Below are 24589 nucleotides of genomic sequence, written 5' to 3' on the forward strand. Positions count from 1 at the left end.
GCTGATCTGTGTTTACGCTCTTGGGAGGCGGTTGGAGTGAGTCTTGGTCTGCTCGTCGCCATCGTGATTGGCGGCATCGTGCTCGTCGTCCTGACGGTCCACCGCTCCGGCGGATCGACGCAGGCGACCATCGACGACGCCGGCGCGGCGATCATGGAGTTTGGCAAGGCCTATCCGGCTCTGCCTATTCGCGACGTCGTGCTGACCGCCGATGGCCGTGCGGCATTTTTGCGCCTTGCCGACCAGCAGACAGGCTTCGTCCAGGCGCACGGACGCCACTCGATCGCGCGCCTGCTGCAGGGAGGCGCCGTGCTTGTGTCGGCCGGACCTGAGGCGCGCTCACTCGCCATCGATTTCAAGGAAACCACCTTCAAAGGAGGCGTCTTCGTGTTTGCAACAGCGGAGGACGCCGCCGAAGTGTCGCTTTGGCTGATCGGCGCGCTGATCGCTGCAAGGGATGAAGACCGGCCGCCGCGCGAAGAGAATGGCGATGCCTGAGTTTCCCGAGGTCACCCAGCTGGCGATTCCGCTGTTCATTGCAGCGATGCTTATCGAAATCGTGCTCATCCGGCGGTTCAAAAGGCGCGGTGACTTCGAGACGCGCGATACGCTGGCGAGCCTTATTCTTGGCACCGGCAATGTCGTTTCCGGCCTGTTGCTCGGCTTCGTCTCGTTCGGCGTTCTTATCTGGGCGTGGGACTACCGCATCTTCGATTTCGGGACGTCCTGGTGGGCAATCGCGCTCTGCTTCGTGCTCGATGATCTACGCTACTACTGGTATCACCGCATCGCCCATCGCTCGCGCTGGGTCTGGGCGGAGCACGTGATCCACCATTCCTCGCAGCACTACAATCTTTCCACCGCGCTTCGCCAAAGCTGGACCGGAACCTTCACGGGAATGTTCATCCTGCGGCTGCCGCTAGTGCTGATCGGCTTCCATCCGCTCGTTATCCTGTTCGTCGGCGGGCTCAATCTCGTCTATCAGTTCTGGATCCATACCGAGACGATTGGAAAGATGTGGCGGCCGATCGAATGGATTTTCAATACGCCCTCGCACCACCGCGTGCATCACGCTACCAATCCGCGCTATCTGGACGCCAATTACGCTGGCTGCCTCATCATCTGGGATCGCATGTTCGGGACATTCGTGCCCGAACTGGATAGCGACCAGCCGCGCTATGGCATCGTGCGCAATGTTGGCACCTTCAATCCGATCCGGCTCGCATTTCACGAATGGATCGACATGTTTCAAGACGCGGCACGCCCGGGACTGACGATGCGCCAGCGGCTCGGATACCTGTTCGCGCCGCCTGGGTGGAGCCACGACGGGTCGCGCCAGGGGTCGCTTGAACTCAAGGAAGACTATGTGCGCCAGAATCCCGATCAGATCGGAACGCCCGGCTTGCCTGGGCAGGGCGTAGCCCCGTGACATCCGTCGAGAGGAACCAGTCTTCCGCCACACAGCGCAAGGGCTGGGGTAGCGTGCTCGGCGAGATGTTCGATGGGACGCTCAATGCGCTGCGGCGCTTTCCTGTCGTGGCGCTGCTGCTCGTTCTCATCACCATCGAGGTGAACGGGCGGGTCGGCGAATGGTGGCCGTTGTTCTGGGGTGACCGCGGCTTTGCTTACCCGCTCACGGTCGCGACCATCGCGGCATTGGCCACCTGCCTGTCGCTGCAGTCCCGACGAACCGGAAGACTGCCCGAAATCATCCTCACCGCGCTCGCCGCCCTTCTCGTCTTCTGCCTCGTCGAATGGGAGGAGACCGTTCGTCTCTATGATCCAACCTTCGTGGCTGCGCTTGCCGGCCTCGTCCTCGTCGGGCCGTTCTTTCAGCGGGGAACCAGCGAAAGCTTCTGGCTGTTCGTCGTGCGCTTTCTGTTCGCGGCCGTGCTGGGGCTTCTGGCCTTGCTTCTCTTCGCCGGCGGTTTCTCGGCAATCCTCGCGAGCCTGACATACCTGTTTGGCATCGAGGTGCCGGAACAGGTCTACGGTCATGTGTGGGCAACGGTCGGCTGCTTTGCGGCGCCTCTGTTCGCGCTGGGGCAATTACCGGCGGTGACCGATTTCGACACCCCGGAAAGCGCTCCTGTTCCGGTGCGGCGCGGCATGCAGGTGCTCGGCGATTACGTGGCGGCGCCGTTGCTGATCATCTACGCGGTGCTTCTCCACATCTACGCCGCGAAGATAATCCTGTCGGGCGACTGGCCGGCAGGCCAGGTCGGCTGGCTTGTGCTGACCTTCGGCGTCTGCCTGTTTGCGGCACTCATGGTCATTCATCCGTTTCTCTCCAGCGCCCGGCCTCCAACGCGGCTTCTCCTGCGCTGGTGGCCGGTCATGCTCCCGGTCCCCCTGATCCTGCTTCTGCTGGCAGCCTGGCAGCGCATTTCGGTCTATGGCGTGACGCCGGATCGCTATTTGCTCGTGCTCTTCGCAGCGGTCACGGCGGTCATTCTTCTCGTACAGTTTCGGCCGAGCCATCGTGGCGACATTCGCGTGATGGCGGCACTTCCCGTGCTGGCGCTTCTTGTCGCGTCCTTCGGCCCGCAAGGCGCAGTCAGCATCTCGATCGAAAGCCAGAGCGATCGATTTCGCGATATGGTCGCCAATCCGCCCTTCACCCCGGAAGAGAACTCCGAAGCGCTCGACATTCTCAGCTATCTCGAAGTCGCAGGCGCGCTCGGCACGGTGGAGCCTGAGGTGCTGCCGAGTTCGGCCGAAGCGGGCACGGGCCTGTCGCGCCGGATAGCCGTTGCCTACGGTCTGGATCCAACGCTGCGCGCGACCGGTGAAGAAGGGCAGTTCAGCCGCACTTTCCAGACATCGGGCGTGATCGCCACTGCCGGCTACGACATCCTGATCCTCGATTTCTCGGTTTATCGGGGAACGACCGCGCGCAACTGGGCCGTGCCTGGCTTATCGCAGCCGCTGTCGATCAGCTTAAGGGACAATGCACTGACGCTGCGCCTAAGCGGCGAATCGGTGATTTTCGACGTTCCGATCGACGGCCTTCTGCGCATGGAGGACGGAACGCCGTCGGAAGCAGCGGAGATCACCCTGACAAGCGCAGGGCGCCAAATCAGCATCCAGCCGAACTACGTGACATTCGATCGGTTCGACGAGCCGACGCTCGCGAATATCGGCGGGGTGTTGTTGCTCAGGCTATCCGAATGGAGCGACGCCGGCGCCGCTCAGCAGTGAGCGACGGCCGGGCGTTCTACGCGGCTACTCGGCGGCCTGACGAAAATTGCTATCGCCAAGCCAGGCGGCGCAATCGGCAACCGCGCGGTGCGCCATTGCGCGCTTCTTGGCGATCGTCTTGTCCTTGCCGCGAAAGCGCTTCACGCCTTCCGGCCGCACGATCGCGCCTGGATCCAGTGGCGGAAACAAGCCGAAATTGACATTCATCGGCTGGAACGACCGTTTGCCCGGCTCGTCTTCGGAGACGAGATGGCCACCGGTGATGTGCCCGAGCAACGAACCGAATGCCGACGTCGCAGGCGGAAGGGAGGGCTCGAGGCCTCTAGCTTCCGCTGCAGCGAAGCGCCCGGCCAAGAGACCGATGGCAGCCGATTCGACGTAGCCCTCGCATCCCGTGATCTGTCCGGCAAAGCGGATGTCCGAACGCGCTTTCAGGCGCAGCGTCCTGTCGAGAAGCACCGGCGAATTGAGATAGGTATTGCGGTGCAGACCGCCGAGACGGGCAAATTCGGCATTCTGCAAACCGGGAATCATCCGGAAGATATCGGTCTGCGCGCCGTATTTCAGCTTGGTCTGGAAGCCGACCATGTTGAAGAGCGTGCCGAGCGCATTGTCCTGGCGCAGCTGGACGACGGCGTAGGCCTTCTCGGTCGGCTTGTGGGCGTTGGTCAGGCCCATCGGCTTCATCGGACCGTGGCGAAGAGTTTCACGGCCGCGTTCTGCCATCACCTCGACCGGCAGGCAGCCGTCGAAATAGGGCGTGCCTTCCCAATCCTTGAAGCTGGTCTTGTCACCGGCAAGCAACGCATCGACGAAAGCATTGTATTCGGCTTCCGTCATCGGGCAGTTGATATAGTCCTTGCCCGTTCCGCCGGGGCCGACCTTGTCGTAGCGCGACTGATACCAGCAGATGTCCATGTCGATCGAATCGGCGTGGACGATGGGCGCGATCGCATCGAAGAAGGCGAGCGCATCCGCGCCTGTCACGGCACCGATCGATTCGGCAAGCGAGGGTGCCGTGAGCGGGCCCGTGGCGATGATCGTCCGGCCCCACTCGGCGGGCGGCAGGCCGGTCACTTCCTCGCGCTCGATGGTGACGAGGGGATGTTCGTTGAGTGCCTTCGTGACGCCGTCGGAAAAGCCGACGCGGTCAACGGCGAGCGCGCCGCCTGCCGGCACCTGATTGCGGTCGCCACATGCCATGATGAGCGAACCGGCAAGCCGCATTTCGGCATGCAGGACGCCGACGGCGTTCGTCTCCGCATCGTCCGATCGAAACGAGTTCGAGCAGACGAGCTCGGCGAGGCCGTCTGTGAGGTGGGCATCGGTTCCGCGGATCGGCCGCATCTCGTGGAGGACGACGGGAATGCCTGCCTGCGCTATTTGCCAGGCGGCTTCCGAGCCGGCGAGTCCCCCGCCGATAACGTGAACGGGCTGTGTTTGACCTGCTGTATCTGTCATGCGCGCGTCATATCATTCCGGCGCGGCCAGGCCAACGGGGCGTTTTAGCGCGCCTGGCGTGCGCTGCGGGCAACGTCGAAACGCGTCAGACCGATGTCTTCGAGCGTCTCGTTGGAAAGGCCGCGAAGCGTGTTCATGGTGCGGCGGCGGCTGAGCCACGACCGGGCATTGTTGAGCATAAGCATGGAACTGAACCTGACTGGGATGTGGCGGCGAATGGGCCGTCTCTTGGTGCTGCTTCTACTGCCGATCGGCGAGCGCTAGTAGCGCCAATGTCCCAGGCCAGCCATGCGGGCCCAACACCGCTGAGATCGATCCGAAGCGGCTGCCTTCGAATGCCGATTTTTGAGGCATTTGCCAGCCGCTTGAGCGCTACTTGACGGCGGTCCGCGCCACGATCGGGATATCGCGGCGGGTGAGGCCGAGATCTTCGAGCTCACGGCTCGTCATCTGCTGCAGATCGGTGCAGGCGATACGGTATTGGCGCCAGCGGCGAAACGATTCCGTGAGGCTCATGATGCGCTCCGTCTCCTGCTCTGTCGGCCGCGTCTGGTTCGAATGCCGAAGGCAAACGCTTGCTGAAAACAAGAGCGCCCGCCGGGGGAGGAGATCCGGCGGGCGCACTTTGTTTGATCGGCAGCTGGGAGGAGGAGGGCCACCGATCGCTCGGCCTGACACTGGGAGGAGGAAAATGTCCGGCCGAATTCTTGGATTAGATCGCCTGGCGAGCGATGCGTGCGATGTCAGCGCGGCTTACGCCGATATCGCTGAGTTCGCGGTCCGACATGCGAGCCAGTTCGTTGCGGGTCTGACGGTACTTGCGCCAGTTGTTGAAAGTGCGTGCGACGTTCATTTTCGTGTCCTTCGTATTTCCCAGGCCAGCTCTTGGCGACCCGATTTCGTTGGACTGAATGTAGGCGCGATCGCCCAATTTGTGCAGTGCGAAATAAGCATCGTGGCTATGCGCGCATTGCAGACCGGCTGGGATCGTTAAGATTTGATTCATCTGCACATGCATGGACCAAACCGGCAGGTGCGGCGCATGACCCTTCGATGCCCTGCGATATGCAAGGCATTGGATCAGGCGCTATTTTTGTGGGGGCGGAGGTCTGGACAAAAAAATAACGCCCGCTGGGGGAGGAGGATCCAGCGGGCGTCATTTGTAGCGATGAATGGTTGGGAGGAGGAGAACCATCCATCATATCGGAGAGGCAATGGGAGGAGGAGTTTGCCGCTCCGAATTCTTTGCCGCCTTACGGGCGACCCTCGATCGAAGCGCTGATGTGCGCTGTTCGATGACTTCAACATAAGGCGGTCGAACTGATTTGTGCAGTGCAATATCTGCATGGAAGCCATGCACCTTACGCAACTCTGTCACACGTCAGCTTTTGACCGTCCTTGCTCTCGCAATGTGAGGAGGCGTCCCGTCATATTCAAGAGAAAGGTCGGGCCATCGCAGTGGCGGAGTTGGCGTCGGAACACACCTGCTGCCGGGCGCGCTCCGAGTGATCCTGCTTAGATGTCAAAAAGAGCGGAAAGACAGGGGTAGAATACCCCATTTTTCCTTTGAACCCTCCAGAACGGGTGATATAGAGACGCGCGTTCAAGGCTGGCCCGCTGTGCCTTGAGTGTTGATCTGGCGAGCAGAGCGGGTGTGGTGGAATTGGTAGACACGCCAGATTTAGGTTCTGGTGGCGAAAGCCGTGGGGGTTCAAGTCCCTCCACCCGCACCAGACAGAATTGAACGCCGCTTCCGGCAATTTGAATTCCGGTTCAGCGCTCCTCGACGACGTCGCGAGAGCGCTGCCAAGAACTATCAAGAAGGTGAACGATGCAGGTAACCGAGACCCTGGCCGAAGGCCTGAAGCGCGAGATCAAAGTCGTCGTGCCCGCGCAGGAGATGGAGCAGAAGCTCAACGAGCGCTTGGCCGATGCCAAGAACAAGGTCCGTCTGAACGGCTTCCGCCCCGGCAAGGTGCCGATGTCGCATCTCAAGAAGATGTACGGAAAGTCGTTCATGGCCGATCTCGTCAACGAGATCATCCGCGACAAGCCGGGCGCGATTCTGACCGAGCGCGGCGAGCGCTCTGCCACGCAGCCTGAAATCAAGATGACCGAGGACGAGGCGGAAGCCAACGAGATCCTCGACGCCAAGAAGGACTTCGAGTTCTCGCTGGCCTACGAAGTCATCCCGGCGATTGAACTCAAGGGCGATTCCAAGCTCACGGTCACCCGCGAAGTCGTCGACATTCCGGATGCGGAAGTCGAAGAGCAGGTTCTGCGCATCGCCGAGAACGCCAAGACTTACGAGACCAAGAAGGGCAAGGCTGCTGATGGCGATCGCGTGACGATCGACTATCTCGGCAAGATCGACGGCGAGCCCTTCGATGGCGGCAAGGACGATGATGCCGAACTGGTGATCGGTTCCAACCGTTTCATCCCGGGCTTCGAAGAGCAGCTGGTCGGCGTGAAGGCGGGCGACGAGAAGACGATCAACGTGTCTTTCCCGGATGATTACCCGGCTGCAAACCTCGCCGGCAAGGAAGCCACCTTCGACATCAAGGTCAAGGACGTCGCCGCTGCGGCCGAACTGACGATCGATGACGAACTGGCCAAGAAGCTGGGCCTCGAATCGGCCGAAAAGCTGCGCGAAGTCGTTCGTGGCCAGATCGAGAGCCAGTACGGCCAGATGACCCGCCAGAAGGTGAAGCGTCAGATCCTCGACCAGCTCGACGAACTCTACCAGTTCGATACGCCCGAGACGCTCGTCGATGCCGAGTTCAACAACATCTGGACGCAGATCACCCGCGATCTGGAACAGTCCGGCAAGAGCTTCGAAGACGAAGACACGACCGAGGAAGCAGCGCGCGACGAGTACCGCAAGCTCGCCGAACGCCGCGTCCGCCTCGGCCTGGTTCTTTCCGAGATCGGCGAAAAGGCCGGCGTGAAGGTTGCCGACGAGGAAATGCAGCGCGCCCTCTACGAGCAGGTTCGCCAGTTCCCCGGCCAGGAACGCCAGATCATGGAATACTTCCAGAAGACCCCGGGTGCAGCAGCTTCGCTGCGCGCGCCGATCTTCGAGGAAAAGGTCATCGACCACCTGCTTTCCGAAGCCGACGTCACCGACAAGACCGTCAGCAAGGAAGAGCTGATGGCTGAAGACGAAGACGAGACGGGCAGCAAGGCCGAAGCTTCCGAAAAGAAGCCGGCCAAGAAGAAGGCTGCGAAGAAGGACGAGTCGGCTGCCGCTGACGAGGACGAAAAGAAGCCCGCCAAGAAGAAGGCAGCCAAGAAGGACGACGCGGAAGAGGCCTGATCCTCACTTCGCGTCTCAAAGTTCGACAAGAGGCCGTCCGCTTGATGCGGGCGGCCTTTTTCGTTGCGGGAACCGCGCTATGTGCCGAACATCGAATGGATGAAAGGCTGGCATGACAGTGGCGCGATCGACAGACCACACGGGCGGAACACTCAGATTTCTGCTCGGCGACCAGTTGAGCCGCGACCTCTCCGCTCTGGACGGAGCCGACAAGGATCGCGACGTGATTCTGATGGCGGAAGTGGGCGAAGAGGCGAGCTATGTGCGCCATCATAAGAAGAAGATCGCCTTTCTCTTTTCCGCCATGCGCCATTTTGCACGGGATCTGGAAGGCGCCGGTTTCACCGTTCACTACATCCGCTTCGAAGAGGGCGTGGCGTCGCTAGAGGATGCGCTGAAGCGCGCGATTGACGCGCACAAACCGGAAGCCGTCGTGATGACCGAGGCAGCCGAGCACCGCGTGCTGATGATGCAGAAGGACTGGCGTGAGGGGGCAGGTGTGCCTTTGAAGGTTCTTCCGGACACGCGCTTCTTCTGCTCCCACAAGCGCTTCAAGGAATGGGCCGGCGAGAACCCGAAATCGCTGCGGATGGAATATTTCTACCGCGAGATGCGGCGCTTGACCGGCTATTTGATGGAGGGGGATGCTCCGGAAGGCGGCAAGTGGAACTTCGACCACGACAACCGGGAGAAGCTGCCCGCCGATCTGCAAGCGCCGCAGCGGCCGACCTATGCCGTCGACGACGAGACAAAGGCGGTTCTGGCGCTGGTGGCCGAAAGGTTCGAGGACAATTTCGGCGATCTGGTGCCGTTCAACTATCCCGTGACGCGCCGGCAGGCACTGCATTATCTGGACTGGTTCATCGACACGGCTCTGCCGAATTTCGGCACCTATCAGGATGCCATGCGCCAGGGCGAGCCGTTGCTCTTCCATTCCCACCTGTCGGGCTTGATCAATTGCGGACTACTTTCACCCCGCGAATGCTGCGACCGGGTGGAAGAGGCTTGGCGCAATGGCGCCGTGCCGATCAATGCGGCGGAAGGCTTCATCCGCCAGGTCATCGGATGGCGTGAATTCATCCGCGGCATCTATTGGCTGAAAATGCCGGACTACGCGGGCTCCAATGCCCTGTCTGCTCAAAAGAAGCTGCCCGACTTCTTCTGGACGGCGCAGACCGAGATGAACTGCCTGAAGCAGTCGATCGGCGAAACCTGGGCGAACGCCTATGCCCATCACATCCAGCGCCTGATGGTCATCGGCAATTTCTGCCTGCTCGCGGGGCTCGACCCGAAGGAAGTGCAGGAGTGGTACCTGCTCGTCTACCACGATGCGTATGAGTGGGTGGAAATGCCGAATGTCGTCGGCATGATCCTCTACGCGGATAACAGCTTCTTCGCCTCCAAGCCCTATGCGGCCTCCGGCGCCTATATCGATCGCATGTCGGATTACTGTGGCCATTGCCGATACGACGTGAAGAAGAAGAACGGAGAGAAGGCCTGTCCCTTCAACTATCTCTACTGGGACTTCCTGCTGCGCAACCGCCCGGCCTTCCAGAAGAATCAGCGCATGGGCGTCATCATGAAAAGTCTCGACCGAATGGGCGAGGACAAGATCGATGCCATAAGGCGTGACAGCCGGCGCTTTTTAGATCAGCTGAGCTGAACGGAGAGCCGGTCCGTCACATCAGTTGCAGGCCCCGCAGGCTCGCATGGCCCTGTCGACCGATGATGATGTGGTCATGCACGACGATGCCGAGCGGCTTGCCGGTCTCCACGATCGTGCGCGTCATGTCGATGTCGGCACGCGACGGCGTCGGATCGCCCGATGGGTGGTTGTGGACGAGAATCAGCGCGCTTGCCGAGAGCTCGAGGGCCCGGCGCATGACTTCGCGTGGATAGACGGGCGTATGGTCGACCGTGCCGATCTGCTGAACCTCGTCGGCGATCAGCATGTTCTTCTTGTCGAGAAACAGGATGCGAAACTGTTCCCGCGTCTCGAACGCCATGGCGGCATGGCAATAGTCGATGACTTGCTTCCAGGAAGCCAGCACCTGGCGCGCCGCGATCTCGCCTTTCAGCATGCGCTGGCCGATCGCCGCCACAACCTTGAGATCGAGCGCCGCCGCCTCGCCGATGCCGTCGATCTCGCTCAGGAGATGCGGGGGCGCGCCGAGAACCTCGGAAAGGGAACCGAATCGCGCAATCAGCGCCTTGGCGATGGGCTTCGTATCGCGGCGGGGAAGCATGCGGAAAAGCAGCAGTTCCAGAAGCTCGTAGTCGGCGAGGCCGGACGCCCCCTGGTCGCGAAATCGATCCCTAAGCCGGTCACGATGGCCGTGATAATGCGCTGGCGGCGAAGCGGCTGGCCGAGCCTTGGTGGCGGCAGCGGGCACGGCGTCGTCGATGAAGAACGAGCGCTCGTCGGCTTGGGGCTCGGTCTCAGGCGTCTTTTGCGGTGCCATGGATCAAGCCTCGTTTCAAACGCCGTCAGCCGGGCAGGCCGGGACGGTCAAGACCACCTGGTGAGAGGGTGAAGATTTCGCAACCCGTCTTCGTCACGCCGACCGTGTGTTCATACTGCGCCGAAAGCGAGCGGTCGCGCGTCACGGCCGTCCAGCCATCGGCAAGCACCTTCACATGCGGCTTGCCCAGATTGATCATCGGTTCGATCGTGAAAATCATGCCCGGCCGCATTTCGGGGCCCTCATTGGCGCGACCGTAATGCAGAATGTTGGGCGCATCGTGAAACAGGCGACCGAGCCCATGGCCACAGAAATCGCGAACGACAGAGCAGCGCTCCGCTTCGGCGTAGGACTGGATCGCTTCGCCGATCGCCCCTGTGCGTGCACCGGGTTTCACTGCCGCTATGCCGCGCATCATTGATTCGTGCGTGACTTCGAGCAGCCGTTCGGCAGCGCGTTTGATCTGGCCGACAGGGTACATGCGACTGGAATCGCCATGCCATCCATCGACGACGAGGGTCACGTCTATATTGACGATGTCGCCGTCACGCAGAGGCTTGTCATTCGGAATGCCGTGACAGACGACGTGGTTGATCGAGGTGCAGGATGATTTCGTGTAGCCGCGATAGTTCATCGTGGCGGGCAGGGCGCCGTGGTCGCGGCCGAATTCGAAGACGAACTTGTCGATGGCATCGGTGGTGACACCGGGCACGACCATCGGCGCGAGCGCGTCGAGGCAACGTGCCGTCAGTTGGCAAGCCTTCCGCATCCCTTCGAAGCCATCTTCACCGTAGAGGCGAATCTGCCCGTTGTTCTTCTGTGGCGCCAGTTCTGCGGCGATGTAGCTGACCATCTATGGATGTCCGGTTTTCAGGAGCCGGTCCTCGCGGACCATCATCCCAGGCTCGTCGATCGCGATGAGATCCACAGGACGAATTTCTTCTGATGTGATTTCGCATCGAACGGCAAAAGCTTCAACCCCCCGCTCTACCGCGCGGTCGAAAGCCGCAGCATAATTGGGATCGAGATCGCGGCAAAGCCGCAACCGCGATCCATCGCTGCGCTGAACGAGGAAGAGCATCACGGCGCGGTGGCCCGCCTCGACCATGTCACCAAGCTCGTCCAGATGCCGGGCTCCGCGCGCGGTGACACTGTCGGGAAACTCGAACAGATCCTTCACGCGCGTCATGTGCACGTTTTTCACCTCGACATAGGCGCGGCCGAATCGTGGATCCTCGAGCAGGATGTCGATCCGAGACGCCTGACCGTATTTCTGCTCGCGCTTCAACAGAGCGTAGTCGCCGAGATTCGAGATCAGCCCTGCAAGGATCGCCTCTTCCGCAAGGCGGTTGGGCAGGCCGGTATTGATGCCGACGATCGTGCCGTCGGCCTCCACCAGTTCCAGGCAGTGGCGATATTTACGCGTGGGGCTGTCGTGCTCGGAAAGCCATATCCGCGAGCCCGGGGTCGTCAGGCCCCACATCGACCCCGTGTTGGGGCAGGAGCCGGTGATTTCGGTCCCGTCTTCGAGGATGGCATCGAACAGAAATCGCTTGTAGCGGCTGACCAGCGTCGCCGGCACGAGGGGCGTCTTGAACTTCATTGAGGCGTCAGGCTTTCGCGCGAACGTAAGAGCCCGGCGCATCCTCGATGGGCTTCAGCTTCTTGCCACCGGGCTTACGCGACTTGGCGTCCACCGTTGCGTCCATGCCCTTGAGTTCCGTCAGCCATTGCTGCCAATGCGGCCACCACGACCCCGGATGCTCCTCCGCGGCCTCGACCCAATCCTCGAAGGCGCCAACGGGTGGTCCACCGGTCCAGAACTGATACTTCTTCTTGTCGGGTGGATTGACCACGCCCGCGATGTGCCCGGAGCCGGACAGCACATATTGGACGTCGCCGCCGAAGAACTGACTGCCGATGAAAACCGATTTCGCCGGCGCGATGTGGTCTTCCTTGGTCGCCAGATTGTAGACCGGAACCCGAACGTCCTTCAGCGACAGACGATGCCCTGCTAGCTCCATCTTCCCCATGGAAAGCTTGTTCTCGAGATAGCAGTTGCGCAGGTAGAACGAATGGTTGGCGCAGGGCATTCGCGTTGAATCGGAATTCCAGTACAGCAGGTCGAAGGGCATCGGATCCTTGCCCTTAAGGTAGTTGTTGACGACATACGGCCAGATCAGGTCCGAAGAACGGAGCATGTTGAAGGCCGTCGACATCTTGGAGCCGTCGAGGAAACCCGATTTCTCCATGCCGGCCTCGATCGCCTCGATCTGATCCTCGTCGACGAACACTTTGAGATCGCCTGCATGGGTGAAATCGACCTGCGTCGTCAGGAAGGTCACCGATTTGATCCGCGTGTCCTTTTCCTTTGCATGGAGTGCGAGCGTGGCTGCCAACAAGGTCCCGCCGACACAGTAGCCGATGGCGTTGACGCCGGTTTCGCCCGTCGCCTGCTCGGCCGCGTCGATCGCAAATCCGATGCCGTCGCGCGCATAGGACTCCCAGTCCATGTCGCGGTGGCGCTCGTCCGGGTTCACCCAGGAAATCACGAAGACCGTGTGCCCCTGCGCCACTGCCCAGGCGATGAAGGATTTCTGCGGGTTGAGGTCGAGGATGTAGAACTTGTTGATCCACGGCGGGCAGATGAGAAGAGGGCGCTTCAACACCTTTTCCGTCGTCGGCTCGTATTGGATCACCTGGCAGACATCGCTTTGCGCGATGACCTTGCCGGGCGTCGTCGCCAGGTTTTCGCCGACCTTGAACTTCGATGCATCCGATTGGCGGAGCTTCAGGTCGCCTTTGCCGGCGGCGATGTCCTCGGCCAGCATGCGCATGCCGCGCACGAGATTCTCGCCGTTTTCTGCCACGGTCTCGCGGTAAAGTTCCGGGTTTGTCAGCAGGAAGTTGCTCGGCGACAGCGCGTCCATGATCTGGCGGGTATAGAATTGGGCCTTGTGCTTCAGGTGTGGGTCGAGGCCCTCGGCATCGACGACCAGCTTCTCGGCCCAATCGGACGTAACCCAATACGCACCCCTCAGGAAATCGAAGAACGGATTGTCGTTCCATTCCTTGTCGGCGAAGCGCTTGTCGCCGGCGTGCGCGACCGGCGTGGAAGGCGGAGCGTCTGCACCTGACATGCGCTGGATCGAAGCGTTCCAGATGGTGAAATAGGAGGTGAGAAGATGCGTCTGCGCTTCGATCGCCCGCGACGGATCGGACAACCAATACTCGGAGATTTTCGAGAACGTCTTCACCATGTCGGCATAAGGTTCGGAGATCGTGTCGGCCTTCTCCCCGCTTTCGCGCGGTGCGACCCAGGCCGCGGCTGCACGGCCGAGTTCTTCGAGCATGCGTGCGAGGTTACGCGCGAACGCCTCGGGATCCTTGACGATATAAGGCTCGATTGCCTTTGCGTCGCCGGTCGACGGCTTGTCGCTGCCAGACGCCTTTGTCATGGCCATCCTCCCTCATGCTGCGCTTGGATCGCGCGTCGCCTTAGCGGCTTGTCCCCAAAGCCTACTATACCGAAGCGCTTCATTGTAAGAGAAATAAGACGATGGGATTCGATGTGTCGGCTCGTCGTGCTACCGATGCGGACAGCATGAGGCGGAGTTTGGCGGCGGATGGACGAATGACGAAAGATTTCCGGTGGATTCTTCTTGCCCTCTGCGCAGGGCTCGCGGCGTGCACGTCGAGCGATCCGAATGCGCCGAATTACAACCCGAGCTTCGCAGCGATCAACGATACGCTGAACAAACCGGCGCCGCGGATGCCCGCGCCGTTCGTGGAAGCTGGCACGCGGCGCAGCGGTGTCTTCCCGACCTTCGCCAACCCACCTGCGCGGAGCACGGTTCAGATGACCGAATTGCAGCGCGAGATGCAGCGCGCCGAGTTGGCGGCAGCTCTTGCCGAGCAGCGCAATGATCGCAGCTCTGCAAGCCGCTATCGTGCGCGCGTCGCCGAGCTGCAGGCGCTGGCCCGCAACCATGGGCCGGATCAATTGGCGAGAATCGAAAACTAGTCGCACCGCTTTTCGGCGCGTCTTGAGTGATGGACCGGACGAGAACCGACATCCGCGCCGGCTATGGACTTCGCGACGCGTTGACGCCATAACGCGCCTGTTGAAAACAGCCGGGCGCTCGGCGTTTATCGAGGTTTCTCATGAAGAAATTCCTGCTGCAGTTCTTCACCTGGTGGAACGGCGCAACGCTCAACACGCGGTTCCACACATGGCGTCACGGCGCCGAGGTTGGAACCGATGAGCTCGGCAACGTCTATTATCAGGGCGGCACGGATTCCGAGGGCCGGACGCGGCGCTGGGTCATGTACAATGGTCTCGCGGATGCATCGCGCATTCCTGCGGCTTGGCATGGCTGGATGCATCACCGGACCGACGTAGCGCCGAACGACGAGAATTATCAGCCGCGTGCATGGCAGAAGCCCCACAAGCCGAACCTCACCGGCTCATCGGCCGCTTACCGACCGAAGGGCTCGATCCTGACCGGCACGGAGCGTCCGCGCGTCACCGGCGATTACGATGCCTGGACGCCGAAGTCCTGAGCGATCGACCGGCTGAAACCTTTTGGCCACAATGCGCAGTTAGGTCACGGACTAATCGGCTCGCCGCTCGTCAGGCGCAGGGCTGAGCTGAAAGCGGCTTCAAGGCAGGCGAGCATGACATCTTCGATCAGAAAACATCTCACGGTCTGGGGCGCGAGCGTCGTGCTTGGCGCCGCAGGTCTTGTGTCGCTCGCGACGCCCGAGGCCCAGGCTGCGCGGATCGAAAACCGCGTCGCCGTTTTCTCGGGCATCGACAAGATCACCGGGCGCATCACCACCTTCGACGTCTACATCAATGAAACTGTTCAGTTCGGCGCGCTGCAGGTGACGCCACGCGTCTGCTACACCCGCGACGAGACGGAAGCGCCGAAGACGACGACATTCGTCGAAGTCGACGAGATCACGCTCGACCGCAAGATCAGACGCATTTTCACTGGCTGGATGTTTGCCGATTCGCCGGCTTTGAACGCCGTCGAGCACGCCGTTTACGACGTATGGCTGGATACCTGCAAAATGGAATCGGACGTTCCTGCGCCACAGGAAAGCTGATCTTCTTTCAGGTCATCGAATCAAAAAGGCCGCCGGATGGAAATCCGGCGGCCTTTTTCGTTATCGCTTCAGGACGTTTTACTGAGCCTGGGCGCTCTGAACCAGAGGCGTGATACGGCGCACCGTGACGCGTCGGTTCAGCTGCTCTGCCGCATCCGTGTTGACCTTCAGGAAGCGCTCGCCATAGCCCTGCGTCTGCAGGTTTTCCGGCGGAATCCCGAACACGTTGGTCAGTGCAACGGCGATCGACTCGGCGCGCTGGTCCGAAAGCAGCAGATTGGCTTCGTCGGTACCGACCGCATCGGTGTGACCCTCGAGCAGGAAGATCTCGCTTTCGTTGGTCTCCAGCATGTCGACCATCGCATTTGCGATTTCTTCGAGAGCCGGAACCTGGCTCTCGCTGATGGATGCACTGCCGAAATCGAACGTGATGTTGTCGAGGTCGACGCGGGGCATGATGTCACGAACGCGAGCCGAACGCTTCACTTCCTCAACCGAATAGATTTCGGTCACAGGCTCGATCGGCGGCTGCTCGAAGAACGTGACGTAGTCCGTGTAGTCGTCCGCACGTGTCGAGTCGTAGATGTATTCGTCGACAGGGATGTTCAGCTGCAGCGGCGGCAGGTAGGTGCCCGGATCGACATAGACGTACTGTTCTTCCTGATCGTACTCAGGAGCATAGAACAGTACGACTTCCTGGCCATTCGGCCGAACGCGCGAACGCTGGATGATGTCGCCGTAACGGTTGCGGATCGTGATGATCTGCGCGCCGTTTTCACGTAGGACGACTTCACGCAGACGGCCACGCGGCAGCTCTTCGTAATAGACTTCCTGGGAATCCCGCGCGATACGCTCGCGGTCGTTGCTCTCCACGATGATCCGATTGTTCACCTCATAAACATACCGGTTCTCGGTCTGGTTGATGATGGTGATGTTGTCCGGACGATCATAGGTCGGAACCTGATCGATACGCTGGCCTTGCTCGGCAACGATCGACTGGATTTCGACCTGCGGCGATGCGAACTCACGGGCGATGGCTTGTGCTTCCGCATCCGACGTCGGACGCTGGCTGCGCTGCGTTTCAAGGGCCTCAATACGCTGACGAAGACGCTCGACTTCCTCAGGGTCCTGAGCTGGGACAGGCTGGGCCTGAATCGCTGCATCCGCGCCGGCGGCGTTCGGATCCGCATTCGGATCAACCGTGGCTTCAGCAGGGAGCGGCTCTTCCTTTGCGCTGTCGAGAATGGGAGCGCCGTCTTCTACCTGCAGCATTTCTGGAGCAGGCTGCTCGACTGCACCCTGCTCGCCGCCGGTGGCATCGACAGGAGCTTCCGCTCCGGCAGGGGCTTCGCCCGGTACGACCGGCTCTGTCGGAGCGGCCGCAGGGTCCTCGACAGGCGCGCCGTCAACTGCCGGTTCTTCGGTAACCGGAGCTTCAGGGGCGGCGTCAGCGGGAGCTTCAGTTTCAGGAGCTGCGTCGACCGGAGCTTCTTCCGGAACCGGCACGTCTTCGGCTGCTGGAGCGTCACCTTCTACGGGTGCTTCCTCGGCAGCAGGAGCTTCCTCGACGGCGGGGGCTTCTTCGACGGCAGGCGCTTCTTCCTGCATCGTTTCGACCGGTGCTTCTTCTACCGCAGGGGCTTCTTCTACGGGCGCTTCCTCGACCGGTGCTTCTTCAATGACGGGCGCTTCTTCCGCGGGTGCGGCTTCCGGCGCCGGTGCTTCTTCAACCGCCGGCTCTTCCATCACCGGTGCTTCTTCCGGTGCGGGTGCTGGCTCTGGAGCGGGTTCGGGGGCAGGCTCGGGAGCAGGCTCAGGCGCCGGAGCGGGCTCTGGGGCTGGTTCCGGAGCGGGAGCCGGTTCTGGTGCCGGCTCAGCCGGAATTTCAGGCGGCGCTTCCTGCACAGGCGGCTGCTCTACCGGCGCTTCCTCGACGGGTGGCGCTGCTTCCGGAGCAGGAGCTTCGCCGCCAACGCACGTGCCATCCATCGGGACGGTACCGGGTGGACACTCAGCCTGAGCGAGCAACATGGTGGAGCCAGCTGTGTTGGCAGCCTGCTTAGGCGCAGCAATCGCTCCGCCCGCGGCAATGCTCGCCGCCAATAGAGGAAGAGCCGCTGTCGCCAGCAGCCTCTTTCGAATGACCGACATATCGTGTTCCTTTTTGTTCTCTGTCCCTGCGATCAAAAACGTGTGAACGGGTACCTGGTTCCGCAGGGATCAATTGGACAACAATGTATTTTCGAACGTGAACCCGCCATGAAAGCGTTGTTCATCGAAAGCTGATAACGCAATATTTTCAGAAGGATATATTCGGGTAGGACAGTGCGTCCGCAAGAAGGCCGTCATAGGTTGAGCGGGGCACGTCTATGGCACCGAAGCGCTTCAGGTGGTCCGTTGTGAACTGGGTATCAAGCAGTTGAAACCCACGCCGCTTGAGCCGGTCGACGAGATGCACGAGGCAAATCTTCGACGCATCGGTTGCGGTCGAAAACATGCTCTCGCCGAAGAATGCGGCACCGAGCGAAACACCATAGAGGCCGCCCACGAGTTCGTCGCCTCTCCATGCTTCGACCGAATGGGCGTGTCCGAGCCGATGAAGGTCGTTGTACAAGGCGCGGATCGTCGCATTGATCCATGTGGATTTGCGGCCTGGCCCGGGTTCGGCGCACCCTGCGATGACGGCTGGGAAGGCCGTGTTCACGCTGATGTCGAAGGGAGCCGAGCGCAGTGTGCGGGCAAGGCGCCGGGGCAGATGGAAATCTTCCAGCGGTATGATGCCGCGCACCTCCGGCTCGACCCAGAAGATCGTCGGGTCTTCAGCCGATTCCGCCATCGGAAACAGGCCGCAGCTATAGGCTTTCAGAAGCAGTTCCGGCGTGAGTTCCAGCCGACTGTCCCGTCCGCGCGCCATTGCCGCCTTGCTCTCCGGAAAATGCCGTCAGCCTCGACGAGGGCGTACGGCGATGTTTTCGTCAAAACCCGAGAAGGAGCTCCAGATCATTGGGACTCCTTCAGAAACTCCTCCAGCCAATGGATATCATAGTCGCCATTGGCGATGTCCGGGTTGTTGAGAAGATCCCGGAAGAGAGGGATCGTCGTCTTGATGCCATCGACGACAAACTCGTCGAGCGCACGCCGCAGACGCATCATGCATTCCACGCGCGTGCGTCCGTGAACGATCAGCTTGCCGATGAGGCTGTCGTAATAAGGTGGGATCGCATAGCCCTGATAGACGGCCGAATCGACGCGAACGCCGAGGCCGCCGGGCGTGTGGTAGTGCGTTACAGTGCCCGGTGACGGCACGAATGTGCGCGGATCTTCGGCATTGATGCGGCATTCGATGGCATGGCCATGGAAGCGAACGTCTTCCTGACGCACCGAGAGGCCGCCGCCCGAGGCAACGCGGATCTGTTCATGCACCAGATCGATGCCGGTGATCGCTTCCGTGACCGGATGCTCCACCTGCAGGCGCGTGTTCATTTCGATGAAGTAGAACTCGCCGTTCTCGTAGAGAAACTCGATCGTGCCGGCACCGCGGTATTTCAGCTTCGACATGGCGTCGGCACAGATCTTGCCGATGCGTGCACGCTGTTCCTCGTTCAGGGCAGGGGAATTTGCCTCTTCCCAGACCTTCTGGTGGCGGCGCTGCAGCGAACAGTCGCGCTCGCCGAGATGTATCGCATTGCCCTCGCCATCGCCGAGAACCTGGATCTCGATGTGACGCGGCTTGCCGAGATATTTTTCCAGATAGACCGAATCGTTGCCGAACGCAGAGCCGGCTTCGGAGCGCGCGGTCGACAGCGCCTCGGAAAGATCCGCAGGCGTACGCGCGACCTTCATGCCGCGTCCGCCACCACCGGCCGTCGCCTTGATCAGAACCGGATAGCCGATCTCTTCGGCGATACGGACTGCTTCCGCATCGTCCTGCACTTCGCCTTCCGAGCCGGGCACCACCGGAATGCCGAGCGCTTCGGCCGTCTTCTTGGCGGTGATCTTGTCGCCCATGATCCGAATGTGCTCGGAGGTCGGGCCGATGAAGGTGAGGCCGTGCGCCTCGAGGATTTCCGCGAACTTCGCGTTTTCGGAAAGAAAGCCGTAGCCGGGGTGAACGGCATCCGCGCCCGTGATTTCGCAGGCGGCGACGATCTGGTGGATGTTCAGGTAGCTGTCGCGCGACGGCGGCGGGCCGATGCAGACGCTTTCGTCGGCAAGCCGCACATGCATTGCGTTCTGGTCGGCCGTCGAATGCACGGCAACCGTCTGGATGCCGAGCTCCTTGCAGGCGCGCAGCACGCGAAGGGCGATTTCACCGCGATTGGCTATGAGGACCTTTGAAAACATCGCGGGCGGCCTATTGGATCGTCACGAGCGGCTCGCCGAACTCGACGGGCTGGCCATCTTCGATGAGAATTGCCGTCACCGTGCCGGATTTCGGCGCAGGGATCTGGTTCATCGTCTTCATCGCTTCGATGATCAGGATCGTCTGGCCCTCCTTGACGGCTTGGCCGACTTCGGCAAAAGGCCGCGCGCCGGGCGAGGGGGCCAGATAGGCCGTGCCGACCATCGGCGAGGACAGGATGTCCTTCGGGTTATGCTCGGGTTTGGCCGGCGCAGCTGGCTCGGCAGCAGCGGCAGCAGCTACAGGCGCCGGCGCAGTACCCTGAGAGGCCGGAGCCTGGACGTATTGGGGAGCGGGACTGCGTGAGACGCGGATCCGAAGATCGTCCTGCTCGACCTCGATTTCGGTCAGATTCGTTTCGGTCAGGATGTTCGCGAGATCGCGGATGAGCCCCTGATCGATGCCCGGCTTCTTGTCTGCCATCGGCTTATCGCCCTTCTTCATGATCTGTCAGTTCTTTTGCTGGTTCACGATGCCCGCCAGCGCCTGGAGCGCGAGCGGGTAGCCTGCAGGCCCGAAGCCACAGATGACGCCTTTGACGACAGGCGCAATCATGGTGCGGTGGCGGAAGGCCTCGCGGGCGTGGATGTTGGAAAGATGCAGTTCGACGACGGGGATGCCGATCGCACGGATCGCGTCGTGGAGCGCGATCGACGTGTGGCCATAGGCGCCGGGGTTGATGACGACGCCTTCGGCTGTTTCACCGGCTTCGTGCAGCCAGTCGACCAGCACGCCCTCATGGTTCGTCTGCCGAAACTCCAGCCCGCAGCCAAGCTCGTCGGCCTTCTGCCGGCAGGTCGTCTCGATATCGGCCAGCGTCACGGCGCCATAAATGCCAGGCTCACGCTTGCCGAGCGCATTGAGATTGGGGCCGTTGAGGACGAACAGGGTACCTGGCACGTTCAGCTTCACTCACGATGGGCAGGCCGATGTGTGTCACGCATCCGGCGAGACTTCTGTCATCGTCGGTGGGTTCGTCCATCGGCGCGCAATCAATTTTGTGCGGGTGGTATAACGGTCCAAGTGACGCAACGGAAGGCTTTTGACGCAGACAAAGCCACCATTTGCACGGTTTCGGATAGTCAATCTGCGCTCAAGGTGCGCTTCAGCAAGTCGCGCTGTCGCAGCTGCGCACGTTCTCGATCTTCTGGATCAGAAACTCGGCCCCCATCGCGCCGTAAACCGCCTCGTCGCCGATCACATAGGACGGCGTTCCGGAGATGCCCAGCGCATCGGCAAGCTCGTAGGACTGCCGGATTTGGGCATCGATCTCGGGATCGGCCAGCTTGTCGCGAAGGGCCGCTTCCTCGACGCCTAGTTCGGCCGCAACGGCAAGTGCGGACGCTTCATCGGCGCGCTCACCGGTCATCAGCGCATCCTGGAATTCCCCGTATTGCTCGGGCGCAAGCGCGCGGAAAGCCATGCTGATGCGATGCGCCCCGATGGAATCCGGCCCGAGAATGGGGAATTCCTTCAAGATCACGCGCACATTGTCGTCGCTCGCGATGATCGCCTTCATGTCCGCATGCGCGCGCTTGCAGTAGCCGCAATTGTAATCGAAGAATTCGACGACCGTGACGTCGCCGTCCGGGTTGCCGAGTGCGACGTCTCCCGGCGCTTCGAACAGCGCAGAAGCCGAGGCTGCGATCGCTTCGCCGGCGCGTTCCTGGAGACCGGCTTGCTGCTTCGTCTCGAGCGCCTGTTGTACCTCTATCATCACTTCGGGATTTGCGATCAGATACTCGCGGATGAACGCGCCCATCTCTGCCTTCTCGGCGTCGTCGAAAGCAAGTGCGGGGGTTGTGACGGTGAGAGCTGCACCGAGGAGAAGCGGGCCGCGATGGCGACGCAAGGTACGCAGGAGGCTGTTCATCTGGATCCTGTTCTTTCTCGGCAGTGTCACTGGAGTATCGAGCTCATTGGCCGACGGTGACGATGTCATTGGCACGTGTCCATGCCGGGGTGCCCGGCTGCAGCTTCTGCTGCGCCCGAGCTGCGAAAATGCGCGCTTCCTGCACGTTGCCGGCGCGGAAATAGCCCTCTGCCATGGTCAGTTCGGCATTGGCAACATCCCCTTGCTGGCCATAAGCCTGGGAAAGCTGTCGATAGGCGCTGAGATTGGTTGGATCGGCACCGATCGCTGCCCGCAGATCGCCGATCGCCTGTTCGGCCAGGGCCGGGTTTCCGGTCCGCATCAACGCAAAACCGCGTTGCGCCCGGATCAAGCCGGAATTGTTCGGGTCCAGCTGAGAAGCGCGTTGAAAGGAGTTGGCGGCCGACTCGGCCTGGTTGCCGCTGAGCAGGATTTCGCCCTTGGCCTCATGGAAATACGGGTTGTTCGGCTGCTCGGCGATGAGCGCGTCGATCTTCTGGACTGCCGAGGCGATGTTGCCGGACAACCGCGTCGCGATCGCGTCGCCATAGCGGTAGCCGACATTTGCGGTGTTGCCGTTGAATGCGCGTTGGATCGCCGGATGACCGCCCACATTGGCGGCGATCTTTCCGCGCATGAGGTCGTGTCGCCGCTGCAGCGAGGCATCGACGGGGTTGTTGAAATAGGGGCTGGAGCGGGCGAGGTCTTCGAGGAGAGCGATGCGCTCGCGCGGCAGAGGGTGGCTCTGCTGGTAGGGATCGACCTGAACGCCCGCGAGTGCCAGGCCCTGCGAGAAGCGGTTGAACGTCGCGAGCATGCCGGCGGCCGACTGGCCTGTCGCGTTGAGATAGGTGATTGCCGACTGGTCGGCGTTGATTTCCTCGGTACGGCGATAGCTGAGCAGGCTGCGCTGCGCGATGCCGCCAGAAGCCGCCGCCACGCCCATGCCCGCCGACGCCGTGCCGTCATTGCCCGAGAGAGACCCGGCAGCGACTGCGCCGACGCCGAGAAGACTGCCGACTACTCCGAAAATCTGCGCACGCGCGATTTGCTCGCGAAGCCGTGCCTGGTGCCCGCCCGCGATATGGCCCGCCTCATGGGCAAGAACGCCAATGATCTCGCCGGGCGATTCGGCCAGCAAAAGCGCGCCGGTGTTGATGAAGATGCGGCGCCCGTCGACGAAGGCGTTGAAGGAGCGGTTGTTGACCAGCACGATCTCGATGTTCTGCTGCGTCAGCCCCGCTGCACCGAAGATCGGGCGGGCGTAATCTTTCAAGAGCGCTTCGATTTCGGCGTCGCGAACGATGGCGATGGATTGCGCACTGGCCGTCGGAACGCTCGTCAGAATGGACGAGCAGGCAATGGCGGCAGTAGCCGCGAAGGTCAGTGCCTTGCGCACGAACTTGTGCATGACGTCTCCTATCCCACCGAACGCTCAAACCTAGCGGGTTCCATTGCAGAATTGAACCCGCGGCATTTGGTGCGTGCCGGCCATCGCGCCATTGTGATCGCCGCACCAATCCGGCATTTGTGAGGCCGAAGTGCCCGACCCCCCGACGACGAGGTAATCGTGTTCCCAGTTTCCGCGCGCAGCGCCGTAGAACCCTTTCATGCAATGGATGTGCTTGCCGAGGCCAACCGCCGCCGGGCCGCCGGCCGCAGCGTCGTGTCGCTCGCCGTCGGCCAGCCTTCCCATCCGGCACCGGCCGTCGCGCTCGAAGCGGCACGGCAGGCACTCGAGATCGGCCGGCTCGGCTATACCGACGCGCTCGGAACGCAGTCGCTGCGCCAGGCGATCGCCCAGCACTATGCGGAATACTACGGCACCACCGTCGCGCCGGAGCGAATCGCGGTCATGACGGGCTCGTCCGCCGCATTCAACGTCGCGTTTCTCACGCTTTTCGATGCAGGCGATCGGGTCGCGATCACGCGTCCCGGATATCCCGCATACCGCAACATTCTCGCAGCTCTCGGCCTGCAGCCGGTGGAGATCGCGGTCGGCGAGGAGACCGGTCACACATTGACGCCGGAGGCTCTGAAGGCCGCAGAAGCCGAATTCGGCCGGATCAAGGGCGTCCTGCTCGCCAGCCCAGCCAATCCAACCGGCACGGTCACCGGGCGAGCCGCATTGGCGGCGCTTGCCGACTACTGCGCGCAGACCGGCACGGCCTTCATCTCCGACGAGATCTATCACGGCCTGACATTCGCGGGAGAAGAGACGACCGCGATCGCGCTCAGCGACGAGGCGGTCGTGATCAACTCGTTCTCGAAATACTATTGCATGACGGGCTGGCGCATCGGCTGGATGGTCCTGCCGCAACATCTGGTGCGCGCGGTCGAGCGGGTTACCCAGAGCCTGTACATCTCTGCTCCGGAACTGTCGCAGATTGCTGCCGCCGCTGCATTTCGCGGCAAGGCCGAGCTCGACGGGGTGCGCGAGAATTATCGCGCCAACCGCCAGATCCTGGCGGATCGCCTTCCAGGCCTCGGCTTCCAGATCGCATCGCCCATGGACGGCGCGTTCTACGCCTATGCCGACGTATCGCGCATGACAAACGACACGATGGATTTTGCCTGGAAGATGCTGCGCGAAATCGACGTGGCGATCACGCCGGGGATCGATTTCGACCCCGTTAACGGCCACCGCACCGTCCGGCTGTCCTATGCGGGCGCGACCGAAGACATCGTCGAGGCACTCGATCGCATCGCTGCCTGGGTCTGATCAGAAACGAAAAGACCCGCCTCGAAGGAGGCGGGTCTTT

At 61.6% G+C, this 24589-nt stretch carries 24 protein-coding genes and 1 tRNA gene; 10 read left to right on the plus strand and 15 right to left on the minus strand.

The annotated features are described in order from the left end of the window. Positions 1 to 36: 36 nt before the first annotated feature. The 3 genes from GC125_RS11040 to GC125_RS11050 are packed head-to-tail and all read left to right on the plus strand — an operon-like array spanning position 37 to position 3201. Positions 37 to 498 (plus strand): hypothetical protein, encoded by a 462-nt coding sequence (locus tag GC125_RS11040; RefSeq protein WP_151985713.1) that lies wholly within the window; start codon positions 37 to 39, stop codon positions 496 to 498. Next, positions 485 to 1429 carry a sterol desaturase family protein gene (locus GC125_RS11045; RefSeq protein ID WP_151985714.1) on the plus strand — a complete coding sequence of 315 codons (945 nt, stop codon included), beginning with the start codon at positions 485 to 487 and terminating at the stop codon, positions 1427 to 1429. The genes GC125_RS11040 and GC125_RS11045 overlap by 14 nt, the downstream gene beginning before the upstream one ends. Further along, positions 1426 to 3201, plus strand: a complete 1776-nt coding sequence (locus GC125_RS11050; RefSeq protein WP_151985715.1) for a DUF4153 domain-containing protein — start codon at positions 1426 to 1428, stop codon at positions 3199 to 3201. The genes GC125_RS11045 and GC125_RS11050 overlap by 4 nt, the downstream gene beginning before the upstream one ends. A gap of 24 nt (positions 3202 to 3225) precedes the next feature. Here GC125_RS11050 and trmFO read toward each other — a convergent pair whose 3' ends face one another. The 4 genes from trmFO to GC125_RS11070 form a co-directional block, all read right to left on the minus strand. Beyond that, positions 3226 to 4662: a methylenetetrahydrofolate--tRNA-(uracil(54)-C(5))-methyltransferase (FADH(2)-oxidizing) TrmFO gene (gene trmFO / locus GC125_RS11055; protein WP_151985716.1), complete on the minus strand. Its 1437-nt coding sequence runs from the start codon at positions 4660 to 4662 to the stop codon at positions 3226 to 3228. Between the two features lie 44 nt (positions 4663 to 4706). Next, entirely contained in the window at positions 4707 to 4847 is a 141-nt protein-coding gene (locus GC125_RS11060) for a YjiS-like domain-containing protein (protein ID WP_151985717.1), read from the minus strand. A 187-nt stretch (positions 4848 to 5034) separates the two neighbouring features. Next, positions 5035 to 5178, minus strand: a complete 144-nt coding sequence (locus GC125_RS11065) for a DUF1127 domain-containing protein (protein WP_126010501.1) — start codon at positions 5176 to 5178, stop codon at positions 5035 to 5037. A 196-nt stretch (positions 5179 to 5374) separates the two neighbouring features. Further along, entirely contained in the window at positions 5375 to 5515 is a 141-nt protein-coding gene (locus GC125_RS11070) for a DUF1127 domain-containing protein (RefSeq protein ID WP_151985718.1), read from the minus strand. A 795-nt stretch (positions 5516 to 6310) separates the two neighbouring features. Here GC125_RS11070 and GC125_RS11075 point away from each other — a divergent pair. The 3 genes from GC125_RS11075 to GC125_RS11085 all read left to right on the plus strand — a co-directional run bounded on the left by GC125_RS11075 (position 6311) and on the right by GC125_RS11085 (position 9641). Then, positions 6311 to 6395, plus strand: a tRNA-Leu gene (locus GC125_RS11075). 98 nt (positions 6396 to 6493) lie between these two features. Continuing rightward, positions 6494 to 7978: a trigger factor gene (gene tig, locus GC125_RS11080; protein ID WP_151985719.1), complete on the plus strand. Its 1485-nt coding sequence runs from the start codon at positions 6494 to 6496 to the stop codon at positions 7976 to 7978. 112 nt (positions 7979 to 8090) lie between these two features. Then, on the plus strand, positions 8091 to 9641 hold the full coding sequence (locus tag GC125_RS11085) for a cryptochrome/photolyase family protein (protein ID WP_151985720.1): 1551 nt from the start codon (positions 8091 to 8093) through the stop codon (positions 9639 to 9641). A 16-nt stretch (positions 9642 to 9657) separates the two neighbouring features. Here the strand turns inward: GC125_RS11085 and radC are convergent, their stop codons facing one another. The 4 genes from radC to GC125_RS11105 are packed head-to-tail and all read right to left on the minus strand — an operon-like array spanning position 9658 to position 13904. Beyond that, positions 9658 to 10440 carry a RadC family protein gene (gene radC, locus GC125_RS11090; protein ID WP_151985721.1) on the minus strand — a complete coding sequence of 261 codons (783 nt, stop codon included), beginning with the start codon at positions 10438 to 10440 and terminating at the stop codon, positions 9658 to 9660. Between the two features lie 25 nt (positions 10441 to 10465). Beyond that, entirely contained in the window at positions 10466 to 11293 is an 828-nt protein-coding gene (gene map / locus GC125_RS11095) for a type I methionyl aminopeptidase (protein WP_151985722.1), read from the minus strand. Further along, entirely contained in the window at positions 11294 to 12043 is a 750-nt protein-coding gene (gene sfsA, locus GC125_RS11100; protein ID WP_151985723.1) for a DNA/RNA nuclease SfsA, read from the minus strand. A 7-nt stretch (positions 12044 to 12050) separates the two neighbouring features. After that, a complete protein-coding gene (locus tag GC125_RS11105; protein ID WP_151985724.1) occupies positions 12051 to 13904 on the minus strand; it encodes a PHA/PHB synthase family protein in 1854 nt (617 codons plus the stop codon). Between the two features lie 152 nt (positions 13905 to 14056). Here GC125_RS11105 and GC125_RS11110 point away from each other — a divergent pair, with 152 nt between their 5' ends. The 3 genes from GC125_RS11110 to GC125_RS11120 all read left to right on the plus strand — a co-directional run bounded on the left by GC125_RS11110 (position 14057) and on the right by GC125_RS11120 (position 15552). Continuing rightward, the gene (locus GC125_RS11110) at positions 14057 to 14464 is read left to right on the plus strand and encodes a hypothetical protein (protein ID WP_199864552.1); all 408 of its coding nucleotides are present in this window, start codon (positions 14057 to 14059) and stop codon (positions 14462 to 14464) included. A gap of 140 nt (positions 14465 to 14604) precedes the next feature. Then, positions 14605 to 15003, plus strand: a complete 399-nt coding sequence (locus GC125_RS11115) for an NADH:ubiquinone oxidoreductase subunit NDUFA12 (RefSeq protein ID WP_151985726.1) — start codon at positions 14605 to 14607, stop codon at positions 15001 to 15003. 114 nt (positions 15004 to 15117) lie between these two features. Next, positions 15118 to 15552 (plus strand): DUF2155 domain-containing protein, encoded by a 435-nt coding sequence (locus GC125_RS11120; protein ID WP_151985727.1) that lies wholly within the window; start codon positions 15118 to 15120, stop codon positions 15550 to 15552. Between the two features lie 78 nt (positions 15553 to 15630). On the opposite strand, the gene GC125_RS11125 is transcribed toward GC125_RS11120, so the two are convergent. From GC125_RS11125 to GC125_RS11155, 7 genes are all read right to left on the minus strand, one after another. Further along, positions 15631 to 17541, minus strand: a complete 1911-nt coding sequence (locus GC125_RS11125) for an OmpA family protein (protein WP_286165473.1) — start codon at positions 17539 to 17541, stop codon at positions 15631 to 15633. 310 nt (positions 17542 to 17851) lie between these two features. Continuing rightward, on the minus strand, positions 17852 to 18466 hold the full coding sequence (gene aat, locus GC125_RS11130) for a leucyl/phenylalanyl-tRNA--protein transferase (RefSeq protein ID WP_151985729.1): 615 nt from the start codon (positions 18464 to 18466) through the stop codon (positions 17852 to 17854). Positions 18467 to 18552: 86 nt separating this feature from the next. Beyond that, positions 18553 to 19896 carry an acetyl-CoA carboxylase biotin carboxylase subunit gene (gene accC, locus GC125_RS11135; protein WP_151985730.1) on the minus strand — a complete coding sequence of 448 codons (1344 nt, stop codon included), beginning with the start codon at positions 19894 to 19896 and terminating at the stop codon, positions 18553 to 18555. Between the two features lie 10 nt (positions 19897 to 19906). Beyond that, positions 19907 to 20377 (minus strand): acetyl-CoA carboxylase biotin carboxyl carrier protein, encoded by a 471-nt coding sequence (gene accB / locus GC125_RS11140; RefSeq protein WP_151987810.1) that lies wholly within the window; start codon positions 20375 to 20377, stop codon positions 19907 to 19909. Between the two features lie 27 nt (positions 20378 to 20404). Then, positions 20405 to 20854: a type II 3-dehydroquinate dehydratase gene (aroQ, locus tag GC125_RS11145; protein WP_151985731.1), complete on the minus strand. Its 450-nt coding sequence runs from the start codon at positions 20852 to 20854 to the stop codon at positions 20405 to 20407. A gap of 205 nt (positions 20855 to 21059) precedes the next feature. Continuing rightward, positions 21060 to 21827, minus strand: coding sequence for a DsbA family protein (locus GC125_RS11150; RefSeq protein WP_151985732.1), 768 nt, complete (start codon positions 21825 to 21827; stop codon positions 21060 to 21062). 43 nt (positions 21828 to 21870) lie between these two features. Then, positions 21871 to 23250: a M48 family metalloprotease gene (locus GC125_RS11155; protein WP_502706097.1), complete on the minus strand. Its 1380-nt coding sequence runs from the start codon at positions 23248 to 23250 to the stop codon at positions 21871 to 21873. A 147-nt stretch (positions 23251 to 23397) separates the two neighbouring features. Between GC125_RS11155 and GC125_RS11160 the strand changes: the two genes are divergently transcribed. Beyond that, positions 23398 to 24549: a pyridoxal phosphate-dependent aminotransferase gene (locus GC125_RS11160; RefSeq protein WP_199864553.1), complete on the plus strand. Its 1152-nt coding sequence runs from the start codon at positions 23398 to 23400 to the stop codon at positions 24547 to 24549. Positions 24550 to 24589: the final 40 nt, after the last annotated feature.

The organism is Rhizobium sp. EC-SD404 (genome assembly GCF_902498825.1).
GTDB lineage: Bacteria > Pseudomonadota > Alphaproteobacteria > Rhizobiales > Rhizobiaceae > Georhizobium.